Origin of the sequence: Bacillus norwichensis (assembly GCF_014836955.1) — a bacterium.
GTDB lineage: Bacteria > Bacillota > Bacilli > Bacillales > Bacillaceae_C > Siminovitchia > Siminovitchia norwichensis.
The window spans coordinates 13,164-34,631 of record NZ_JACSPV010000040.1 but is presented as its reverse complement, the minus strand read 5'-3'; the positions used below and the strand labels follow the sequence as shown (position 1 = coordinate 34,631).

Annotated in this window: 18 protein-coding genes; 15 read left to right on the top strand and 3 right to left on the bottom strand. The window is 38.0% G+C overall.

What is annotated here, in order from left to right; genetic code table 11:
- Positions 1–354: 354 nt before the first annotated feature.
- Positions 355–822, bottom strand: coding sequence for a GNAT family N-acetyltransferase (locus H9631_RS17650; protein ID WP_191815140.1), 468 nt, complete (start codon positions 820–822; stop codon positions 355–357).
- A 267-nt stretch (positions 823–1,089) separates the two neighbouring features.
- Here H9631_RS17650 and H9631_RS17645 point away from each other — a divergent pair, with 267 nt between their 5' ends.
- Both H9631_RS17645 and H9631_RS17640 read left to right on the top strand, forming a co-directional pair.
- Entirely contained in the window at positions 1,090–1,674 is a 585-nt protein-coding gene (locus tag H9631_RS17645; protein ID WP_160708470.1) for a winged helix-turn-helix domain-containing protein, read from the top strand.
- A gap of 16 nt (positions 1,675–1,690) precedes the next feature.
- Positions 1,691–2,974, top strand: coding sequence for an MFS transporter (locus H9631_RS17640; protein ID WP_191815138.1), 1,284 nt, complete (start codon positions 1,691–1,693; stop codon positions 2,972–2,974).
- A gap of 441 nt (positions 2,975–3,415) precedes the next feature.
- On the opposite strand, the gene H9631_RS17635 is transcribed toward H9631_RS17640, so the two are convergent.
- The gene (locus H9631_RS17635) at positions 3,416–4,948 is read right to left on the bottom strand and encodes a multicopper oxidase family protein (protein WP_191815152.1); all 1,533 of its coding nucleotides are present in this window, start codon (positions 4,946–4,948) and stop codon (positions 3,416–3,418) included.
- Between the two features lie 1,160 nt (positions 4,949–6,108).
- Between H9631_RS17635 and H9631_RS17630 the strand changes: the two genes are divergently transcribed.
- The 8 genes from H9631_RS17630 to H9631_RS17595 all read left to right on the top strand — a co-directional run bounded on the left by H9631_RS17630 (position 6,109) and on the right by H9631_RS17595 (position 16,672).
- Positions 6,109–6,330: a heterocycloanthracin/sonorensin family bacteriocin gene (locus H9631_RS17630; protein ID WP_160708474.1), complete on the top strand. Its 222-nt coding sequence runs from the start codon at positions 6,109–6,111 to the stop codon at positions 6,328–6,330.
- Positions 6,331–6,671: 341 nt separating this feature from the next.
- Positions 6,672–8,627 (top strand): putative thiazole-containing bacteriocin maturation protein, encoded by a 1,956-nt coding sequence (locus H9631_RS17625; RefSeq protein ID WP_191815137.1) that lies wholly within the window; start codon positions 6,672–6,674, stop codon positions 8,625–8,627.
- A complete protein-coding gene (locus H9631_RS17620; protein ID WP_191815135.1) occupies positions 8,627–10,570 on the top strand; it encodes a TOMM precursor leader peptide-binding protein in 1,944 nt (647 codons plus the stop codon). The genes H9631_RS17625 and H9631_RS17620 overlap by 1 nt, the downstream gene beginning before the upstream one ends.
- 22 nt (positions 10,571–10,592) lie before the next feature.
- The gene (locus tag H9631_RS17615) at positions 10,593–12,155 is read left to right on the top strand and encodes a SagB family peptide dehydrogenase (protein ID WP_191815133.1); all 1,563 of its coding nucleotides are present in this window, start codon (positions 10,593–10,595) and stop codon (positions 12,153–12,155) included.
- A 911-nt stretch (positions 12,156–13,066) separates the two neighbouring features.
- Positions 13,067–13,765, top strand: coding sequence for a response regulator transcription factor (locus H9631_RS17610; RefSeq protein WP_191815131.1), 699 nt, complete (start codon positions 13,067–13,069; stop codon positions 13,763–13,765).
- Positions 13,766–14,704 carry a sensor histidine kinase gene (locus H9631_RS17605; protein ID WP_191815129.1) on the top strand — a complete coding sequence of 313 codons (939 nt, stop codon included), beginning with the start codon at positions 13,766–13,768 and terminating at the stop codon, positions 14,702–14,704.
- Positions 14,705–14,800: 96 nt separating this feature from the next.
- Positions 14,801–15,724, top strand: coding sequence for an ABC transporter ATP-binding protein (locus tag H9631_RS17600; RefSeq protein WP_191815127.1), 924 nt, complete (start codon positions 14,801–14,803; stop codon positions 15,722–15,724).
- Positions 15,725–15,973: 249 nt separating this feature from the next.
- On the top strand, positions 15,974–16,672 hold the full coding sequence (locus tag H9631_RS17595) for an ABC transporter permease (protein ID WP_191815125.1): 699 nt from the start codon (positions 15,974–15,976) through the stop codon (positions 16,670–16,672).
- Between the two features lie 314 nt (positions 16,673–16,986).
- On the opposite strand, the gene H9631_RS17590 is transcribed toward H9631_RS17595, so the two are convergent.
- Entirely contained in the window at positions 16,987–17,334 is a 348-nt protein-coding gene (locus H9631_RS17590; RefSeq protein ID WP_191815123.1) for a winged helix-turn-helix transcriptional regulator, read from the bottom strand.
- 255 nt (positions 17,335–17,589) lie between these two features.
- Here H9631_RS17590 and H9631_RS17585 point away from each other — a divergent pair, with 255 nt between their 5' ends.
- The 5 genes from H9631_RS17585 to H9631_RS17565 all read left to right on the top strand — a co-directional run bounded on the left by H9631_RS17585 (position 17,590) and on the right by H9631_RS17565 (position 21,451).
- Positions 17,590–18,327 (top strand): 3-oxoacyl-ACP reductase family protein, encoded by a 738-nt coding sequence (locus tag H9631_RS17585; protein ID WP_191815121.1) that lies wholly within the window; start codon positions 17,590–17,592, stop codon positions 18,325–18,327.
- Positions 18,328–18,909: 582 nt separating this feature from the next.
- Positions 18,910–19,026, top strand: coding sequence for a MerR family DNA-binding transcriptional regulator (locus H9631_RS17580; protein WP_191815119.1), 117 nt, complete (start codon positions 18,910–18,912; stop codon positions 19,024–19,026).
- A gap of 15 nt (positions 19,027–19,041) precedes the next feature.
- Positions 19,042–19,662 (top strand): MerR family DNA-binding protein, encoded by a 621-nt coding sequence (locus H9631_RS17575; protein WP_404801755.1) that lies wholly within the window; start codon positions 19,042–19,044, stop codon positions 19,660–19,662.
- A 620-nt stretch (positions 19,663–20,282) separates the two neighbouring features.
- The gene (locus H9631_RS17570) at positions 20,283–20,855 is read left to right on the top strand and encodes an HAAS signaling domain-containing protein (RefSeq protein WP_191815115.1); all 573 of its coding nucleotides are present in this window, start codon (positions 20,283–20,285) and stop codon (positions 20,853–20,855) included.
- A 2-nt stretch (positions 20,856–20,857) separates the two neighbouring features.
- Complete coding sequence (locus H9631_RS17565; protein ID WP_191815113.1) at positions 20,858–21,451, top strand: NDxxF motif lipoprotein; 594 nt, start codon at positions 20,858–20,860, stop codon at positions 21,449–21,451.
- Positions 21,452–21,468: the final 17 nt, after the last annotated feature.

Genomic DNA, 21,468 nt, shown 5'->3' with positions numbered 1-21,468 from the left:
ATAGGATGTGAAATCATTTTAAATAGCCTTTTAATTTCAATTACAATAGATTTAACCAGACGAAGCAACATGTGGTAAGTGATTAACTAACCTTTCAGCAATGCCCCCATTAATCAAATTTACAGTTTCTTAATTCCTACTAGGTTAAAGGATCTGGGGGGGCAGGATGTAATGGAATATGGAAATTCAAAGGAGGTATAGGCGATTTAAGAGAACAAAGGAATAGAGGGAATCGGCTTTCCAGCAGCCATCCCAACTGCATTTGCTCTCTTTTTAATTAGAAAAATAGTGTAGAGATGTTCTTTTTAGCCCCTTGTTGCACTAACGCTTCGTCTTCCTACATTAATTGAAAATCTAAAGAAGTTTCTTCATAGAACCAACTTTAATACTTGTACCATTAGGTTTATGTACGACTTCCTCGTCATAATGGATGTAGCCTATCGATCTATATAGCTTTATATTTTTCGGAACCGTCAAACGCACTTTGCACAGTACTGTAGTTACTCCTATTTTGGTTGCATAATCCTCTAGTGATTTTAATATTTTTTTCGCAATACCTTGCCCTTGCTTCTCTGGAATAACGGAAAGCCTGTAAAAATATAATCCCTCGTCTTTTACCTGAAAACGTACCATCCCAACCGGTTCAGTATTGTCAAATCCAATTAAAGCTCTTTCTCCGTTTTTTAACGCATTGGATATTGATTGCACGGTCTCCTCTAAGGCACTTGAAGGAGGATTTTCATCTCTATATTCCATAAAAGCTTGAATCATTAAATCATGTATTAATGGTGCATCAGAAACATTTGCGATTTTTACTTTCATAATATTCCTCCTTCCTATCAATAAATATAGATCATATTAATCAACCTGTCCCGTTTGACCTTATTCAGCCGAAATCTCTCACTCCCGTAAATGCATATCGGTATTCCATTCAGTGGGGGTAAATTCGCCTTGGAGAATTTAATTAATAACAATTTATGTTAATTTCCACAATAATCCGAAATACCTTTACAACTATTTTATTATGTGCTAATATACCGTCAAATAAAACTGACCGTTTGATTTTTTTAAACGTCAGGAGGTCTTTATATGAAAAATAATATGATTATTGATAATCTCCAACAGCTTAAGGCATTAAGTGACCCGCTTCGTGCAAAAATCATGATGCAGTTAGTAATGCGTCCTTATACTGGGAAACAGCTATCAGAAATACTAGATATCCCTCGGGGAAAGGTACATTACCATCTCAAAGATTTGGAAAAAAATAAGTTAATAGAAATCGTTAAAACAGAAGAAAAAAATGGGATTGTACAGAAATTTTATCAGGCAGTGGCTTCTGATTTTCAAATTTCTGAGGAACTTCTTCCCCAAAGAACGGAAGTCGGTAATGCAACAAAACAATTAATGTATGGGATTCTAGAAAGAGCAAAGCAAGCAGTTAAAACTGCACCTCTTGATGCATTTGAAACAAAGAAACCGAATGAAGATCCTCTAGAACGAAGCTTTATTTCAACTACTTGGGAGCTTGAAGCGACGGAAGAACAATTTAAACAATGGAAAAAGAAATATGAAGCCTTGATAAAAGAATTAGATCATATGGGAAAGAATACCAGCTCAGTTAAGAACAGCTATTATATCACCACCATTGGCTTTCAGACAGATAAAAAAGAATAGAGTGGGAGGCGTTGAGATGCCCCTTTTCAAAAATAGGAACTACCTGTTTTTGCTATTTGGCAGGGTGGTCACAAACATTGGGGATAGCCTGTATTATGTCGCAACGATGTGGCTTGTCTATAAACTGGGGGGAAATGCCTTTTACTCTGGTCTCGCTGGATTTTTAACTCTTTTGCCTTCATCTCTACAATTTATTACTGGTCCGTTTGTTGATACCTGGCCAGTCAAGAAAACATTAATTACAACCCAAATTCTGCAGACGTTGCTTATCCTCATCATCCCTATAACCTATCATTTTGATTTGTTAACGGTCCAACTTGTATTATGTATTATGCCTATCGCTTCATTTATTCAGCAATTTGCATATCCATCTCAAACAAAGGCACTGCCGATGATCTTAGAAAAAAAAGAACTTATCAAAGGGAATTCTTATTTTGCATTTGCCTATCAGGGAATCGATTTAGTCTTTAATGCCATCTCAGGTATACTTGTTGCTTTTTTAGGAGTTACCTTCTTATATATATCAGATTCCATTATTTTTGCCATTGCAGCAATGTTGTTTAGCTTATTAAAATTTCCTTCTATAAAGGATGAACAAAAGGAATATAAAACTGGTAAGATTCCTAAATACTTGACTGACTTAAAAGAGGGGTTCGCCATCGTCTTTCGCTCATTAATTGCAACATTTTTAATTGCAACATTTTTAATTGGATCGATTGTGGCAAACTTTTGTATTGGAGCCGCAATGGCTATATTGCCATCTCTTGCAGATGCTCAGGGTGGTCCAATCTATTATGGTTTTTATTTGGCGGCTATGTCTGTAGGCGGATTAATAGGTGCATTGTGCGGAGCTTGGATGGGGAAATTCCGACTAGGTTTTTTTGTAATAATTTCCTTTTGCATTAGTGCAGTATTTTGGATACTTGCCGCTTTGGTTCCATCAACATATATTGCTATAATATGCTTCGCCCTTGCCTGGATACCAATTGGTGGCACGAATGTCATTTTTGCAACAACAATGCAAACCGTTGTCCCACAACACCTGCTAGGACGATTAAATACAGTATCTGGCAGTATGAGTGCAGTTGCGATGCCAATTGGTTCACTTGCAGGTGGCTATGTATCTAGTATAACAAGCAGTACACTAACATTCTCCTTGACCGGAATTGGTTTATTAATTGTTTCTATTGTTTGGATGCTTCATCCGCGCTTAAGAGACTTACCGGAAGTAAAATTGCTGTCTGGGGATATTATGGGAATTGATTTACCTAAATCCTCTAGAACAGCAGAAGCAGAATAAAAGGGATTAAAAACTTAACAAGTCAAACATAAAAAGTCGATTCCTTAGCGTGCAGGAATCCGATTTTTTTAGGCTGAAATTCACTAAGCTTACAAAGTTTCTGAAACTTGCTCGTTGTCCAATATCAAGTGTTAGCCAGTTTCAAACCATAGGAAGAAAATATCCTTTGATAAGCAATATGAAGGTAAGGAAATAATTAAATGGAGAAATAGAGTATTACTGGAAAACGGTTGAGGCATAGATAAGGCTGCGAATGATTGTTTTTTTCAAGAGTTATTTAATCCAATTTTCTCCATCGAAGGTTGGTTTGAAATGCATCAAGACATAAAAAATAAGAGATGTTCCATATTATACAAGACTACTATGGGACATCTCTTTCTCCTCCTGTTTCACAATCTCGCTATATCGAAGAGAGAACCTTCTATAAGTTTGCCTGTTTTGTCAACGGACAACAATATACGGTCTCATCATTTCATAATCCTCATGCTCCAAGATGTGACAGTGCCAAACATATAGTCCTGTAAAAGGACCAAACTTCATAATAATTCGAGTGACTTGTTTGGGATTGGCTCTTACGGTATCCTTCCATCCTCGTTCTTGCGGCTCGGGAGGCATCGCTGGACTCGTATAATGGATCACTCCCTCTTTGTTAAACTTGTCTACGTCGAAATTTCTCCGATCTATTATTTGGAAATCGATTAAGTGAAGATGGATAGGATGTGTATCGCTAGTTAAATTAATAAGATACCATATTTCGGTCGATCCCAGTTTTGGATTTTCAGATATGGGGGCTCTCCACTCCTTATTATCGAGCAGCATGAATTCCCGATCATAACGGTCTCTGTTGTCATTTAATGTAAGGTACCTTGACTTTGAAGATAACTGTTCATTTATCTTAGGAAAAGGAGCCATATTAGTCGGAATAGTGCTGGTATCGACACTAGAAAGGGGAAGAGTTACTGCAAACTTCATGACTGTTCCAGTGTTTTCATCCGGTGGAGTTCCTGTAGGGAAAGGGGTAGGAGCATCGTTTTTCATAATAATATGTTTGTCCTCGAGATTTGTAAAATCAACTATTATCTCCGCTCGTTCTGCAGGTGCTAATAAGATTTCTTTGACACCTATCGGATATTCCATGAACCCTGAATCTGTTGCAATTTGATATAGAAGCTGTCCCGAATCGAGCTTAATCCTAAAGAATCGGCTGTTGGATCCGTTTAGCAGTCTGAAGCGATATTTGCGCGGTTCAACTTTTAAAAACGGATGTACTTTGCCGTTTACTACAATTGTATTCCCAAAAAATTCAGGAATAATCGATGTTTCTAATTCTGGAACAGGTGGGTCCGGTTGTTTCGGATAAAAAAGAGAGCCATCTTTATTTAAAGATTTATCTTGCAGCATAAGAGGAATCTCATACTTGGCGCACGGTAAATTTAATAATCGCTCACGTTGGTCCCTAATAAAATAAAACCCTGCTAATCCCGCATAAATATTGAGCCTGGTGATACCGAGAGTATGATCATGATACCAAAGTGTGCAAGCCGAGTTGCAATTATCATATCGATAAATTTGTTTTCTGAAATAGGGACCGACTTGCTGAAATCCTTTTGTAAACCAAGCCTCTGGATAGCCGTCGCTTTCCCACTCCACACAAGCACCGTGGAGGTGAACTACTGTGCGGACTTCCGGTACATCCATACCAGCGCCATGTACTGTATAGTCTACAGGGAGCAAGTGCTTATCTGGAAGGTTGTTCATCCATTTAATAAACACGATTTCTCCACTGTTTACTTCAATTGTAGGCCCTGGATAATTGCCTTCATATCCCCAAACTGTTGTATCATTTAATTCCTTGTGAAGTGATTGCTTGAACTCAGTCATATTTACTTCGTAATAAGTATAAAATTTATTTTTCTCGCGGGGTTGTAAAACAGGTGGGATGGGAAGTTCGTCTACAAATTTAGTAAGACCTATTTGGAGAGAATGGTCATCCATTGCGCTACATTGGTTATCAGATGTGCATTTACATTGTTCACCGCATCGACAATTTGGATTATTACAGTATGGATTGCTGCAGTTCCTCCTGAAATTGGGTGAAATATCATCATTTATACTCATCCAGATTCCCCCATTTTTTGTATTTCCCCACAGATTTTCAAATAGATGAAAAACTAAGACATTCCCACCACAAGTTCCAGCTTTCGTGCCAATTCCTCTTATCTTGAACTATTCTTAAATTATGCATATGGGGCTTGGACAAATACGAACACTGGGGAAAAAGAAAAATGTCAATCCCAACCCCAACTCTTACGGCATACTGACTAAAAACAGCAAAAAAAGGTCGGATTTCATGGGGAATAATACGCGTAATTTCATATATATGGCTTGAACAAAAGAGTTGCACTTTACAGAGGATGATTTTGAAACAAGTGCAGTAGGATTTCCTGGTTTCAGACAGTATTTTGGGATCCCGGATAGTATTTTTGATTTCTGGATTATATTCTTGAATCCTGGACAGTATTTTTGAATCCCGGATAGTATCCTCCAATCTTTGGACAGTATATGCCTAAATTCAGACAGTATTTTTATATGCTGTGTCTTTTTGACTGAAAAATCTTTAATTGTACGGAACTGAACCCAAATATGGGCAGTAGAAGAAGAAAACTTCAGTTCAACTTATATAGATGAAAAAAGTTTATTTTCCCCACAACATGTTGATCTATTTACTTTGTTCAACAGAAGTCTTCGACTTCTGTAAGTGGTGCGATGAAAGCATAATGGTATCCATTCAGTAGGGTTTCAAAACCAGGCTGAATACGGTTAAAGCTTCCAACGGATGCCATAGATTTTCAGAGGGAAAATTTATTGAGCGGAGCTCGATAAAACCTGGGTGCAAATATACCAAGGCGCAGTTGATTAAAAATTATTTGGAATAGCTAATGCCCCGTTATTAAGAATTAAAACGGCCTTTTTTAATACGGTCAACGGGAAATAGGCTCTTACATTAGTAACAACAACCTAAAAGCATCATATTTTGTTGAAGAGATAGACGTTAATTAATTACGCAAAACACTCTATTATTTAAGTCAACTCTCCGGTTTGCCCTAATTTTTAAATACAAAGGGGGGAAACAAATGCAGCAGTTTCAAAATGATTTACAGGGATTGCCAATGGGTAATTACCATGTCGGTGAATTAATTCCTATGGATTATTACAGCCAAGTTCCGCTTCAGTTTGACAGTAGGCAATTTGGTCGTTGTGGTGGTTGTTTTCGTTGTGGCGGTTGTTTTCGCTGCGGTGGTTGTTTTGGTTGCTTTGGTTTTGGTCTTGGCTGTTTTGGAGGATTCTTTATTTAGGTCAAAAGAAAAAAATGGTTATTTTATGAAAAGAAATTGCCTTTGCATGATCTCGTGCAAGGCATTTCTTTTCTGAAGTGTATGGGAAACTGAAAAGTTTACTACTGTGCATAACTTTTCCCTGTGTAGTTCCAGCACTCAGCGACTGGTAAACTTCGTGTTTTCTTCTTACAACAAGTCAACATCGGCAGCTTTGTCCATGTTTCCTTTATCTCGTCGGAGTTACTTCAGTATACATCGCTAATCGGGCGCTTGCACTTTTCCTTTATCATATTGGACAGCTAAAAGTACATAAAATGATAGTGAACAATTCGTAATGATGAGGAATAAGGAGGAGCTGAATGTCAAAACTTAACTCGTTCACACGGTTGAAGGTGAAAAGGGATACATTTTTCCTCCCTGATTCTAAGGGCGGTGTGTATTTTCGAAATAATTTAAGCTCATTCAGGTTAGAAGGAAATACAATTTATCAGTGGATTGAAAAGTTGATACCGATGTTTAACGGAGAGAAAACAATGGGAGAATTAACAGATGGACTAACGTCACCATATCGGAACAGGGTTTATGAAATTGGGGAAACTCTGTATAAAAATGGTTTTGTTGGGGATGTAAGCAAAGATACTCCCCATCAATTAAATAGTTCTGTTCTTGAAAAGTATGCATCGCAAATTGAGTTTATAGAAAGTTTCGTGGAATCCGCTCCGTATCGTTTTCAAAAATACCGTCAGGCTAAAGTGCTGACTGTTGGATCAGGCCCTTTTCTAGTTTCATTGGTTTCAGCATTATTAGAATCAGGAATTCCTAAAGTGAATGTCATGGTAACGGATTCCATTCCTACAAATCGTCTGCGGCTGAACGAACTGGTGCAGAATGCCAAGAAGACGGATTCAGATGTAGAGTTAACGGAGGTGCAATGTCAAAAAAAGGCGGGAAATTGCTCTTGGAGGGAAGTTGTGCAGCCTTATGATTGGATTGTGTACGTTTCGCAGAATGAAAATGTAAATGAATTAAGGGAACTTAACCTAGTTTGTAAAGAGGAAGGGAAGTCGTTTATCCCGGCCATATATTTACAGCAGGTGGGGCTCAGTGGTCCAATAGTTCACCCGGAATTGGAAGGGTGTTGGGAGTCCTCATGGCGTCGAATCCATCAATCTTCATTGCGTGGAGAACAGCGGTCTCAGCCATACTCTCCAACAACGGGATCCATCCTAGCGAATGTCACTGTCTTCGAATTATTTAAGAATGCTATAGGAATGGCTGATTCAAATAAGAGTAATCAAATTTACCTGCTTGATCTCGAGACGCTGGAAGGTGATTGGTTTTCATTCCTCACACATCCGTTGGTTACATCTAGAAGTTTTACTCCCGAACTTGTTGAAGATCTTGGTGTAAGGCTTAAACAGGAATCGCACAGGGATAACCCGCGGAGTAACCTCCTGGGACATTTCGCCCAATTAACATCCGAAAAGACGGGCATTTTCCATACATGGGAGGAACGAAATCTGCCACAGCTTCCACTTGCACTGTGCTCTGTTCAACCTGTTAATCCAATGTCTGAGGGACCGGCAGAGCTCCTGCCAGAAGTTGTTTGTGCCGGCCTAACACATGAAGAAACAAAAAGAGAAGCGGGCTTAATTGGCATTGAAATGTATGTTTCACAAATAATCGATTCGTTGGAATTCAAAAAACAGAATGATCGGATTAGCATGAGTATAACTGAGAGATTTGTAGGGATCGGAGCAGGGGAAACAATAGAAGAGGCGGTTTGTCGAGGGCTGCAAGTCTATTTAAATGAAGAATTGAGAAAAAGAAAAAGTGATCAACTGAATACGATATTTCATATGCAAATAGGATCAATAAAAGATAAATCATGCAGATTTTATTTAAATACCCTGACTACCTTGAACAGTTCCCCAACAATCGGCTTGAAAGAGGATATATTAGGCTTCCCGGTGATAAGTGTAAGATCGAATGGCCGTTGGTATTCAAGTGTAGGTTTAAATACGACAATAGCTATGCGAAATACACTAAAACAAGCACTTTTGGACTTTCAAAGCCAGGAGCATTCCATCATGAGGCAAGAGATAGAGTCAGCGGTTTTTCTGAAAAATAAGGAGAGCAAACTGGATATCCCTTCTTCTGATCAATTGTCGCAATCTGAGCTATTGCAATCTTCCATTCAGATCCTGAACCAAAACAACAAACGTTTATTAGTTTATGATCTTACATTCGAACCTTTTTTAAAACAGAAAATGGCAGGGGTGTTTGGTGTGCAGGTAAGAGAGGGGGTATCCTAATGGCTACCCAGATTTTAATTAAAGGACAGGGATTATTGGCGGATTTTGTTCAGGATCAATTGTCTGAAAGCTTCATCGTTAAGCGTCAAAAAAGCATAGTGGAAGAGGTTCCCGAAGACACAAAACTAGTTCTGGTGCTGCACGATGCCTGGCATCCATCAGTTCATCAACAGGCGGAAGAAAGATTCCGATCCATGGGCATCCCGTGGTTTCGGGGTTTCGTTTTGTTTGGCGAAGGGATCATAGGTCCATTCGTACACCCGAATAAACCGGGATGTTCCCGCTGTGCTGACTTACGGCGCATGATAGCTGGAGCAGATAGCCAAGAAATGTGGGAGCTTCAGATGGGAATGGCAGCAAAAGAAAGTGCGATGCGGGATGCATGGGCATCACGGCTGGGATTATCGCAAATGGCAACTTTGATATGTGACGAAGTGCAGAGGTTTTTTCAAAGACAAACCAGCTATTTGGAAGAAAAGGTCTTCATTACTAACTTGAGAACATTAACGAACTCTAGTCACCTTTTTTTGCCTGACCCACTATGTCCGATCTGTAGTCAATTACCTGATGACACACCAGATATAGCCCAAATTCGCTTAAAATCTAGTCCTAAAATTCCCGCTAGTGGCTATCGCTGCCGTTCGATGGATGAATTAAAAGAAGGGTTAGTCAGAGATTATCTTGATCATCGTACAGGTATTATGAATAGAAAAATACAGGATTTCACGTTGCCGTTTGCTGATGTTATAGTCAACATGCCGCTATTTGGAGCGGATGAGGGAGTGGCAGGAAGGTCTAATTCTTATGAAATGAGTGAGCTGACTGCAATCTTAGAAGGTCTAGAGCGATATTGTGGGCTTGGGCCCAAAGGAAAAAGGACGGTAGTACGTGAGAGTTATCAGCAATTAGAGAATCAAGCGCTAAATCCTACAAGAGTAGGCTTACATGATAAGGAACAATATGAAAAACCTCATTTTCCATTTAAGCTGTTTCAGCCTGATATCCCAATAAATTGGGTCTGGGGCTACTCGTTTTTACAAGAACGCCCTATTTTGGTGCCAGAGTTGCTTGCCTATTACAGTTTGGGCTATGGAGAGGGCTTTGTTTATGAAACTTCAAATGGGTGTGCGGTGGGAGGGAGTTTGGAGGAAGCCATATTCCATGCCATTATGGAGGTCGTCGAACGTGACTCATTCTTGTTAACCTGGTATGCTCAGCTTCCCCTTCCACGCATTGATCTTAGCTCTGCGGGTGACAAGGAATTACAGCTCATGGTCAATCGGGTGCATGAGGTGGCGGGATATGACCTTCATTTATATAATTCGACGATGGAACATGGGATTCCGAGCGTTTGGGGACTGGCAAAAAACAGAAAAACAAAAGGGTTAAACCTCATTTGTGCAGGAGGAGCTAATCCTGATCCTGTAAGGGCTATAAAAAGCACGATTTACGAGCTCGCAGGAATGATGTCTAGGCATGACAAAAAACTGGAGGAGAGCCGACAAAAGTATGAAGGGATGCTGAAGGATCCATTTGCTGTGCGGACGATGGAAGACCATGGCTTGCTGTATGGTCTCCCGGAAGCAGAGGAACATCTGAATTTTTTATTGCATGACCAACGTCCTTTACGTACATTTGCTGAGGAATTCAAGCAACCACCGATAAATAATGATTTAAAGGATGATCTCCAGGATATTCTTAATAGGTTCCGTCGATTAAATCTTGAAGTCATTGTGGTTGACCAAACAAGCCCAATAACAGAACGGAACGGGTTATTCTGTGTAAAGGTATTGATTCCTGGAATGTTACCAATGACATTTGGACATCATCTAACCCGTGTGAAAGGGCTCGAGAGGGTGCTCAGGGTACCAATGCAACTAGGATTTATGAAGGAACCGTTATCGTACGAACAGTTAAATCCAAATCCCCATCCATTCCCATAATGGTAGAGCAGGAGGCTAAATAGTGGAGCTGGAAACGTATCTGCATTATCTGCATTTTGACACGGAAAAAGTCTCTCCGCCAGATTGGCAAGTGGATTGGGAAGACGCACCGCTCCCCTATAAACTGTACCGGGGATTATCAGAGATTCCGCTTACCGCAGATATGCCTTTGACACTTGAGAGAAGGGGAGAATATCTAAAGCCTGGACTAGAGGAGGTTGGTCATTTTCTATGGTATGTATACGGGCTTACTCAATACTCTCAATCCGCTTTGTATGAGGGAAAAGCCCAGTCGGTACGGAGGTTTGTTCCCTCTGGAGGGGCACTGTACCCTAATGAATTATACGTGTATATTAAGCTGGAAGAAGCTCCAGAGGGAATTTACCATTACGATGTTGCACATCACCGCCTTATATTAGTGCGCGAAGGAAATTACGATTTCTACTTATCCAGAAGTTTGGAGAATGGCTTTGGTATTGCTGACTGTTTTTGCACCGTTTTTGTCTCGACGGTTTTTTGGAAAAATTTCTATAAATACAATAATTTTTCTTACAGGCTTCAAGGGCTGGACGCAGGTGTGGTAATTGGGCAATCGTTAGAAGTTGCCAGTCGGATGGGCTTCTCTTCACAGGTATGCTACCAATTTCTTGATCGGGCGATCAATCATTTGCTCGGGCTGTCCGATCAGGATGAAAGTGTATATGCGGTGGTCCCATTGTCTATAAAACAGCTGAACGATTGTCTGGACGCCGATTATCACAGAGAAGAAGCTTCTTTAGCCAATGAACTGTGCCGGGAAATACCACCATTGAAGCATGTTACCTATAATCGTTCAAAGAGAGTCATTGATTATCCGATGCTGAGGAAAATTAATGAAGCTTCACTGATTGAAACAACGGAGTCATTTGTGAAGATTAGGAAAGATAATAGTCCGAGACATATCTTTGGTACAGAGATGATCTTGCTACCGTTTACGGAGAGCTTTTCATACGATTTCGCATCCATTTGCAGGAAACGGCATTCACCAGATATCGATTTTATGATGGGGAAAGTGAGTCAAACACAATTATCCACTTTATTGAAAGAAACACTTTCTTTCTCGTATCAGAATGACCTTGATGAAACGGATGGAAATATTGAGACTCGTATTTCTTTGTACGGCAGTTTTTATAACGTAGAGGGAGTTCCAGATGGTGCCTACTCTTATGACAATAACACTCACACACTTCGAAAAATAAACCAAGGGGATCACCGGGGGTTTTTTCAAAATGGATTAACAATGCCCAATGTGAATTTGTATCAAGTTCCGCTTTGTTTGCATGTTGTTGGAGAAAGGAATCATCTCAGGGAAGAATGGGGATATAGAGGATATCGTATTCAACAGATGGAAGCAGGCATCCTCGTACAACGCTTGCTCTTGGTATCGTGTGCTTTAGGGATGGGAGGGCATCCACTGCTAGGATTTGACGTGAACCATTGTGATGAACTTTACAGGATTGATTCGAAAGGAAAAACCTGCTTGATCCAAATCCCGGTAGGACCATACCGTCCACGCGCCTGGTTGAAAGGGAGTTTGCATAGCTAGAAAGGGATTTAGAGTGGAATGTGGGCGCGCGTCCCCCAATCTATATGGTTCTTTGGAGTATAACACCGCTTTTTACGGCTTTGCCCTATTGGATATGCTGAAAAACTCACGAGAGTTTTCATACTTTCCCAATGCTGTTTCATTAAAGGAAATGACAAAAGATTGTTCTATCATAACATCTTTATAAAAATGAACGGCCCTTAAAAAAACATAATGTTTTAAACCCGAAGGTTCTTCTTGTTTGTTCTCCGACATGCCTTCGGTTTTTTTATGGAAAAATAGGAAGGCATCCTATCGGCATTATTCATCCAATATCCATTTATCCTTTGTCCGGTAAGTTCCATGTCTTTTTCTCTTGTGTTCGGTATTTTTCCAAATATTTTAGGATGGAAAAAGAAGAAATAGAATCGGAGGTCATCCGACCATCATTCTAAAATGAACGTCATTATATCAAAAACCATGTAAGTAGGTAAAATAACCTATTTTACAAATATTATATAGTATGGTAGTTTCACTATGATTCCGTCAGAAGAAATAAATACGATGACCAATACAAATAGACCGCCGAATGCTGATTTGTATGCAATTTGTACCCATAAAGTAAGTTATTTTTAGTTATATTAATAAAAAACTAGTGAATATATGAAGCGAAACGATGCTGTTGATTGAATTTGGAAATTAAGAATATAACTTCATTCAGCAGAAGTCTCCCACATGTGTAAGGAGTGGTGAGATGAATGCACATTGGTATTCCATTCAGTGGGGGTTCAAACCCTGGCTGAATAAAGTTGAGGCCTCCGGCGGATGACACAGATTTTCAGAGGGAATTTATCGAGCTTAAGTTCGATAACATCTGGGCGCAAATCGTCAAGGTGCATTTGATAGTATTACAGGAAAGGCGTTGCTTTTGGATGCAGAAAACTATTTTACTTGTTGAAGACGATCCGGCTATTAGTAATATGGTAAAAACATATTTAAATAATGAGGCTTTTCATGTTAAATGTGTTTTTGATGGAGAGGAAGCTGTGAATGCCTTTCAGCATGAGCATTATGACTTGGTTTTATTAGACCTAATGTTGCCAAAGTTAAATGGTATGGACTTTCTTCAAATGGTGCGGACTAAGAGTTACATTCCCGTCATTATTATGTCAGCAAAAGATAGCGAAGTAGATAAAGCCCTAGGACTAGGTTTAGGAGCAGATGATTATATCACTAAACCATTTTCAATGGTTGAGCTTGTGGCAAGAGTGAAAGCAGCTATAAGAAGATCCACGCAGTACATAGTTCCTCAAATAGAACGAAATACAACAATAATCAAAGTTCATGAGATTGAATTGGACACCGAGAGTCATTGTGTGACAAAGAACGGCATTGAGATCAACTTAACATCAAAGGAATGGAAGATTCTTTGTTTGTTCTTTGAAAATCAAAAGAAAGTTTTTACAAAAGAGCAGATTTATCGTTCCGTCTGGGAGGACGATTACTATGGTGATGAAAATATTATTAATGTTCACATAAGCCGACTAAGAGAAAAAATCGAGGATACCCCATCGAAACCAGCCTATATCAAAACAATATGGGGGATCGGGTACAAGCTGGGAGATTTTTAAATGACTACTACTATATTAAGCTGTGTCATAATTGCCCTTCTTATTTGTATAATCTATCAATATCAATCAAAGAAGGCAAGAAACAAGAATCTCGCTTATATAACAAATAAACTTGGACAGATGAAAGCCTCACAATCAAGTGAGAGAATTCTCATCGTCACAGATGATAGGCAACTTATCGAGATGCTAGATCAGTTAAATCAAATGGTCGATGATTATCAAGAAAATGTACGTCAGTATAAAAAAATGAAAGCCTCTATGAAACGGATGCTGGCGAATGTCTCCCATGATCTTAAAACACCGCTAACAGTGATCGCAGGCTATATTGAAATGCTTCAGAATCAGCCTCACATTAATGAACAAGAAAGAGTCCGTTTGCTGCAACAAGTACAAAGTAAAACATTAGAACTCATTACGTTAATGAATACATTTTTTGACTTGGCTAAGTTAGAATCCGGTGATAAAGGTATTCCGCTTGAAAAAGTTAATCTAACTGAGATTTGTAAAAATAATATCCTATTGTTCTATGAATGGATCCAAATCAAAGGGTTGGAAGTGGTCATTGAGATACCAGAAAATCCCGTTTTTGCTCTCGGCAATGAGGAAGCTTTAAACCGGGTATTAAATAACTTGATTTCAAATAGTCTTCGCTATGGTGCGGATGGCAAGATGATCGGTTTAAAGGTGTTTCATGATGAAACGAGGGTCTATGTCGAGGTTTCCGATAAAGGAAAAGGAATTATTGAAACTGAGCAGGAGCGTGTATTTGAACGTATGTTCACGCTTGAAGAATCAAGAAATAAATCCTTCCAGGGAAGTGGTCTAGGTTTAACTATTACAAAAAGACTGGTTGAAGAAATGCAAGGAGACATTTCCATACAATCCATTCCATTTGAAAAAACGTCATTTACATTTTCTTTGAAACGACTTAATAAGTAGCTCACAGTTTTCTTAAGATTTTCGTAAGAATTAAGACAGAAAAAAGCAAGGGCCGCTTGCTAAACTGAAACCAGTTAGAAAACAAGGAGGGGCATCATGGACTATGTTGTACAGACAAGAAATGTAACAAAAACTTTCCAAGGGCATAATGCTGTATCGAATGTAACGATGAATATTAGACAAGGTGAGATTTATGGATTTCTTGGACCGAATGGTTCAGGTAAATCAACAATAATGAAGATGTTAACTAATATGATTAAGCCATCACATGGCGAGATTACCATCTTCGGAAAACCACTCGAACATGATTCTTTCGATTACTTGAAGAGAATAGGCAGTATGATCGAATACCCGATTTTTTATGAGAAAATGACTGCGCGCGAAAATTTAGAGCTGCATTGTGCTTATATGGGATACCATAACAAGCAGGCGATTCGTGATGCTTTGGATCGGGTTGGGCTTGAAAATGTTGAGAATAAACTGCCAAAAGACCTTTCACTAGGGATGAGACAGCGTCTTTGTGTTGCCAGAGCGATCATCACAAAGCCGGAATTCTTGATTCTAGATGAGCCCATTAATGGGCTAGATCCTGCAGGGATTAAGGCCATGAGAAAATTATTCAAGATGCTTAATCAAGAATACGGTATGACCTTGCTACTTTCCAGCCACATTATTGGTGAGATTGAGCAGATTGCAGACACAATCGGTGTCATTAAAGACGGTAAACTGATGGAGGAGGCGTCTATGGATTCGATAAAGGCAAGTAATACAGAGTACATAGAATTGGTGACGAGCAATCAAAGAAAAGCGGCTATGGTGCTGCATGATAAATTAGGTATTAATAACTTTAAGGTGGTTGATGATCAAACCATTCGCATCTATGCTACAGAAGTGCCTCAATCTTCCATTTCTAAGACATTAATACTTGAAGATATCAATATTGAGTCTATTGATAAAAAACGGACAACATTAGAAGAGTATTTTATAAAAAAAGTTGAGTTAGATCAGGCTACTTGTTAACTTTTGGCTAAAGAGAACAAGGATCAATGGTAACATATTAACTTCATTCAAGAAGTCTTTCACTTCTGTAAGCGTTGAGATAAATGCATATTGGTAATCCATTCAGTAGGGGTTCAAACCCCAGCTGAATAAAGTTAAAGCCTCCGGCGGATGCCACAGATTTTCTGAGGAAATTTATCGAGCTTAAGCCCGATAAAATCTGGAGCAAATAGGCCAAGGCGCATTTGATAAGTCAAGGAGTCGATTATTTTGTTTCATTTAATAAAACTTGAAATAAAAAAGAATAAGTTAGGATGGTTTGTCAAAGGTGCTATTCTTGCAAATATATTGATTCTGGGTTTATTATGTATGATTTCTGTAATTGAAAAAAGCGAAGGCACCGAAATGATGAAAGATGTGACAGGAATTTTAACGATAAGTGGAGCAAGTGTTAGAGGTGTTTTTATCGTATTTGCCGCAGTACTTATTTCAAAAATGATTATTCAGGAGTTTAAGAATCGAACGATTCACATTATGTTTTCCTACCCAATCAATCGTAAAAAAATCCTTAGCGCAAAATTAATTCTTATCGTTTGTATAATATTCATAGCAATGACAATTTCTCATATAGTGGTGATGATTGGTTTTATTGGGTTAAATCAAATCTTTCACTTTACTTCTACAATAAGTTTAACTTCAAGCGATTTATTGACAGGAATAATAAAAATAATCATGTTTAGCCTGACGACTACAGTAGCAGCACTCGTACCGCTATATTTCGGGATGAGAAAATATTCGACACCAGCAACGATTATTTCTTCACTTTTCATCGTTAGTGTGACAAGTCAATCGATGGGTCCGAATTTCTCATTGGCTAATATTATTTATATTCCGCTGGCCTTGGCAGTAATTGCTCTTGTTATTGTTGCGTTTTCTATTCGGAATATTGAACATATTGAATTAAATTAAGATCTGGTTGTTCGGTAGTCGGAAGTATTGTTACCCCAAATGTGAGGCGCCTTCTCAGAAATCAATCAAATCTTTTTATTCGCTTTTTCCATAACCTAATTAACAATGCTCTTCCAATTACTTCTTATGATAATTTGCAGTACATCTACTCTAGTATTTAAGTTAAATGATTAGCAAACATATAATATGGAAGCGATAAAGTGAAACGGCAAGATATATGACACAAAATATATGCTTGAAAGAGAAGATTACTAGAGGGATTAAATTAGTCCAGGTCACCAAATATAATAGCCTTCAGAGCAGGTGTTATTTACTTACATATCATCCGCAGAGTTTTTATTTCTTTCTATAAATTCCTCATGCGTGAAACCCCATGCACACATATTTGTTAATACATGTTTTAAAGTTTTCCCATGTGTGGACAAAGAATATTCCACTCTCGGTGGAATTTCCTGATAAACAACACGATCCACGAGCTTATCTTTTTCCAATTCTCTAAGTTGTTGGGTTAATACACCTTGAGTTATTTCGGGCATTAAACGTCTCAATTCTCCAAATCGTTTTGTTCCATCTTCTAAAAGAATAAATAAAATAAGGGGCTTCCATTTACCACCAATTGCCTGAAGGGTTGTGAGAATTCCTTGTGTTGTAGGCTGGCCCAATTAGATACCTCCTATGACAGTTATCACTCGTACTTAATACTTTAATCATACTAAAGAAAACTAACAAAAAGTAATGAATCTGCCTATAACTTTGTGTTGTATGGATCATTTTATAAAAAGTTGAAACTTCTACACCTGACGGGGCTTAATTTGTACCTTTTACCATACTAAGTATGAAATTAATGAGTACTTTTCAAGATGAATTTTGCTCTCCATAATGACTATAAAGTAGTAGTAATCAAAGGAGGAGACAAAATGACATTGAAAAATAAAGTCGCATTGGTTACTGGTGGAAGTCGAGGCATTGGAGCTGCAATTGTAAAAAAGCTCGTACAGGAAGGCGCGCATGTTGCATCCACCTATGTTAATTCGGAGGACAAAGCGCAAGAGGTATTGTCAGAAATTACAGATCTAGGGCAGCGGGGATTTGCTATCCGAGCAGATAGTGGTGATCCAAAAGAAATCATGGAAGCAGTTGAACAAACCGTAGCTGAATTTAATCAGCTTGATATTTTAGTCAATAATGCAGGGATTTTTCCAGCGGGCCCACTTGATGATGTCACATTGCAAGAACTGGATCGTACACTCGCAGTGAATGTCCGAGGCGTTTTTTTAGCTTCACAAGCAGCGTTAAAATACTTAGGGGCAGGTGGACGAATTATTTCGATAGGCTCTTGTTTTGCTCATCATGTTCCTAAGCCAGGTATCAGCCTTTATGCGATGAGCAAATCAGCTTTAATTGGGTTTACGAAAGGACTTGCGCGTGATGTAGGATCTCGTCAAATAACAGTCAACATTGTGGATCCTGGCTCGACAAATACTGATATGAACCCAGTTGATAGTCCGAATGCAGAGGAAAAAATAAAATTGTTGGCATTGGACCATTTTGGAGAAGGAAAGGATATTGCAGGAATGGTTTCTTTCCTAGCAGGGGAAGGTGGGCGATTTATTACAGGAACATGCATTGCAGTTGATGGAGGATTTGGAGCATAAAAAAGTGCTGTTCAATTAAGGGGCTTTCAGCGGTGGCATACGTTTCGTCTATATGTAGATTTCAATAATTTTTTTGAAAATTACAGGCGTAGGATTTGAACGGATGCCACATGCTGTTTATCGTCCCACTTGGTCGAGATCGCTCCAAATAGTCTGATAGTGAAAAAATCCCCCTGTATAATTTCTGAAAACATGATTGGTGCTCAGGCATTCTTCGCTGATTCTTTTCATGTTTTTCTTAATAACTTCGTACTATCCATCGTAAAGACTTTCATTTTCAGCCATGTTAACATGCAGAATAAGAAGTACTTGGTTAGTCATTTGGAATATCCAGCATGAAAAAACACGCTCCCACTTCACTCCCTTCACGCTCTTTCTGAAAAATAAGGAATAAATTTTCTTGATATATCACAAATAAATGCAGTTGACCGGGTAGTTAAATCGTCACAATCTATATTGAATCATTGCTTGCTAAAGTCTTGCAAATTTATGTGCGAAGTTCAAAGAAAAAGTTAAATGAACATGTTGACTCTTACCTTAGAGGATATTTTAGTATAAAGAACATGGAAAGGAGGGAAGGAAATGTACACCGTTCACGAAGTTGCAAAGCTAGCTCATACAACAGTAAAGACACTGCACCATTATCACAAAATAGGTCTTTTGATACCAGAGCAAACGACAGAAGTCGGCTATCGTTGATACGGAAAAAAAGGTATAGAACGACTCCAGCAAATCCTTTTTTACAGGGAACTGGATATCCCTCTCAAAGAAATTAAAAAGTTACTGGACGGAGAAATTGACAGAGAAAATACGTTGATACAGCAAAAATATTTATTAGAACAAAAAATCGATCGATTTAAGGGGTTGATTAATACTATCAATACTTCTATTAGAAGTGTTAAAGAAGGAGTTGATTTAGATATGGAAAAAATGTTTAAAGGTTTTAAAACGGAAGGGGAATGGCAAGAAGCTTTAAAAGACCAAAAAGAGCATTTGAAAAAAGAATATGATTTTGATTTATCAACTCAAACAATTAGTGTGGAATCAATGAACGATTCTGCTATGGAAGCACAGTCATTTAATGAAGATATGATTAGGTTCTTACAAGAAGGCTTTTCTGTAAATGCTCCCAAAATCTTGGAGCGTGTACAAGAACACCTATCTTTTTTGGAGAAAAAAGGTCATCCATCAACACCTCAAGATTTTCTAAATCAGACAGAGCTTTTTATCGTTGACGATTTCCATAGAAGTATGCTAGAGCAATGGCAAGTGGGTTACACTTATTTTCTAAACAAAGTTGCAGGTAATTATTTGGCAAATAGTAAAGAGAAATAGGCACTCAACAGCGCTTCGGAAGGTGTATTAGTTTTTCCATATTTCAGGGTACAGCGGTATCTAATTATTATCACTCAAATTGCTCCCTGCTATTTGGCAAATTCTTTCTCTAAGTTATATTTTAATCTACCTATCTCATTCTTTACCGAAATAAACATTGCGGTTATCCGTAATGTGTATTTCGGTATGGGGAAATCCAGATCAAAATCATTAAATATTCGTATTTTTTAAAGTGTAATATCTTAAGAGCTCGCCGATTATGAAAGCCTGATTGGTATCAAAAGGGTTATCAGGCCTATAGCTTTTGCGGGCAATTCGTACAAGTGTTTTGCGGTAACCCGCAAATTGATTCACGGTGTAATCCGTCGAAAAGTATGACAAAATTGTAGTGTGACGAATAATTTTTTATAAAGTAAATGCCTCAGACGGATACCATAGATTTTCAGAGGAAATGTATCGAGCGGATCCCCTTCGATAAAATCGGGGCGCTCATAAGCCAAGGCGCGTTTGAAAAAGTTATCTTGCCAGTTATCAAAATTGAAAGAAGGATCGTACAGAAAAGCAATAAGACTAAAACCTAACACTTTAAAAATGTGAATGGAATTGCTTTGTCAAGGAGTATGATACAATTGAATAAGAATAGTTTTTTGAAATTATTGGAAAGCAATTTAAAGCATATGTCTGAAAAGGAAAAAGAAGATATTATAGAAGAATATTATATGCATTTTGCTGATGGAAGCAATGAGAATAAAAGTGAGGAGGAAATATCTAAAGAGTTAGGAGAGCCTGAAAAGATTGCCAAAGAATTAAACGCTGTTTATTCTATTGATAAAGTAGAAGAGAATAAAAGCATAAAAGAGATGTTTACAGCACTGTTGTCAATTATGAGATTAAGTATTGTAAATTGCATCATCATTATAGTGAGTTTATTTATGCTGCTATTATGTATCCCCATTATATTGGCTTATATAATTGCTGTACCCATTATGATTCTATCTCCAGTTATCTTAATTGTAATGGGCTTTGTTAATGGATTTGATACAATTGGAGCAACGGAAATTTTTCAGGTCATAAAAGGCCTTACCTTAGGTTCTTTATTAATAATATTGGGATATTATATCAGGAAACCCTTGGTTAGATTATTCCTGAAACATATGAAATGGAACATCCCTATTTCAAGGGAGAGAAATTAATTATGAGAAAAATTTTTTATAGCATCTTCATTATTTTTGTATTGAGTGCATGTTCTGGGGAAGAAAATATTGACACTACAGAAGAAGATGAAACTCCTCTTACAACGAACATAGAAATCCCTAGTACTATTTTCACTTCTGAAAAAAACAATAGTACAATTGAGGAAGAGGAAATGAAGTTAAGCATTAAAACATACTTAGACAGCAGTGAAGAGCTAGATAATGCTATTTATCCATTCGAGGAAATCCTCGATGCAGATGAGGAATTAAATAAAAGTGAATTAGAGAAATTTCACGGAATAAATAAGCTTATAAAAGAGAATGATGAAAATTTCTCTAACTATATTTTAAACAATACCTTGCCTGAAGGCTATCAAGAAGAGTCTGAGAGAATTAGTCGTTATATTACAGCTTCAAATGAGTATATTCAAGAATTAAATCAAATGCTCGATAACGTAAGTGAAGGAAATTTTTCCGAAATAGACGTTGGATCACTCATTGATAAAAGTGGTGTGGTCAATGGAAAGGAACAGAAAAAAATAGAAGATTTCCTTGATAAGAAGAAAATTCAAACGAAAGCATTTGGACGAGAATAAGAAGTAAAGGAAAAAAC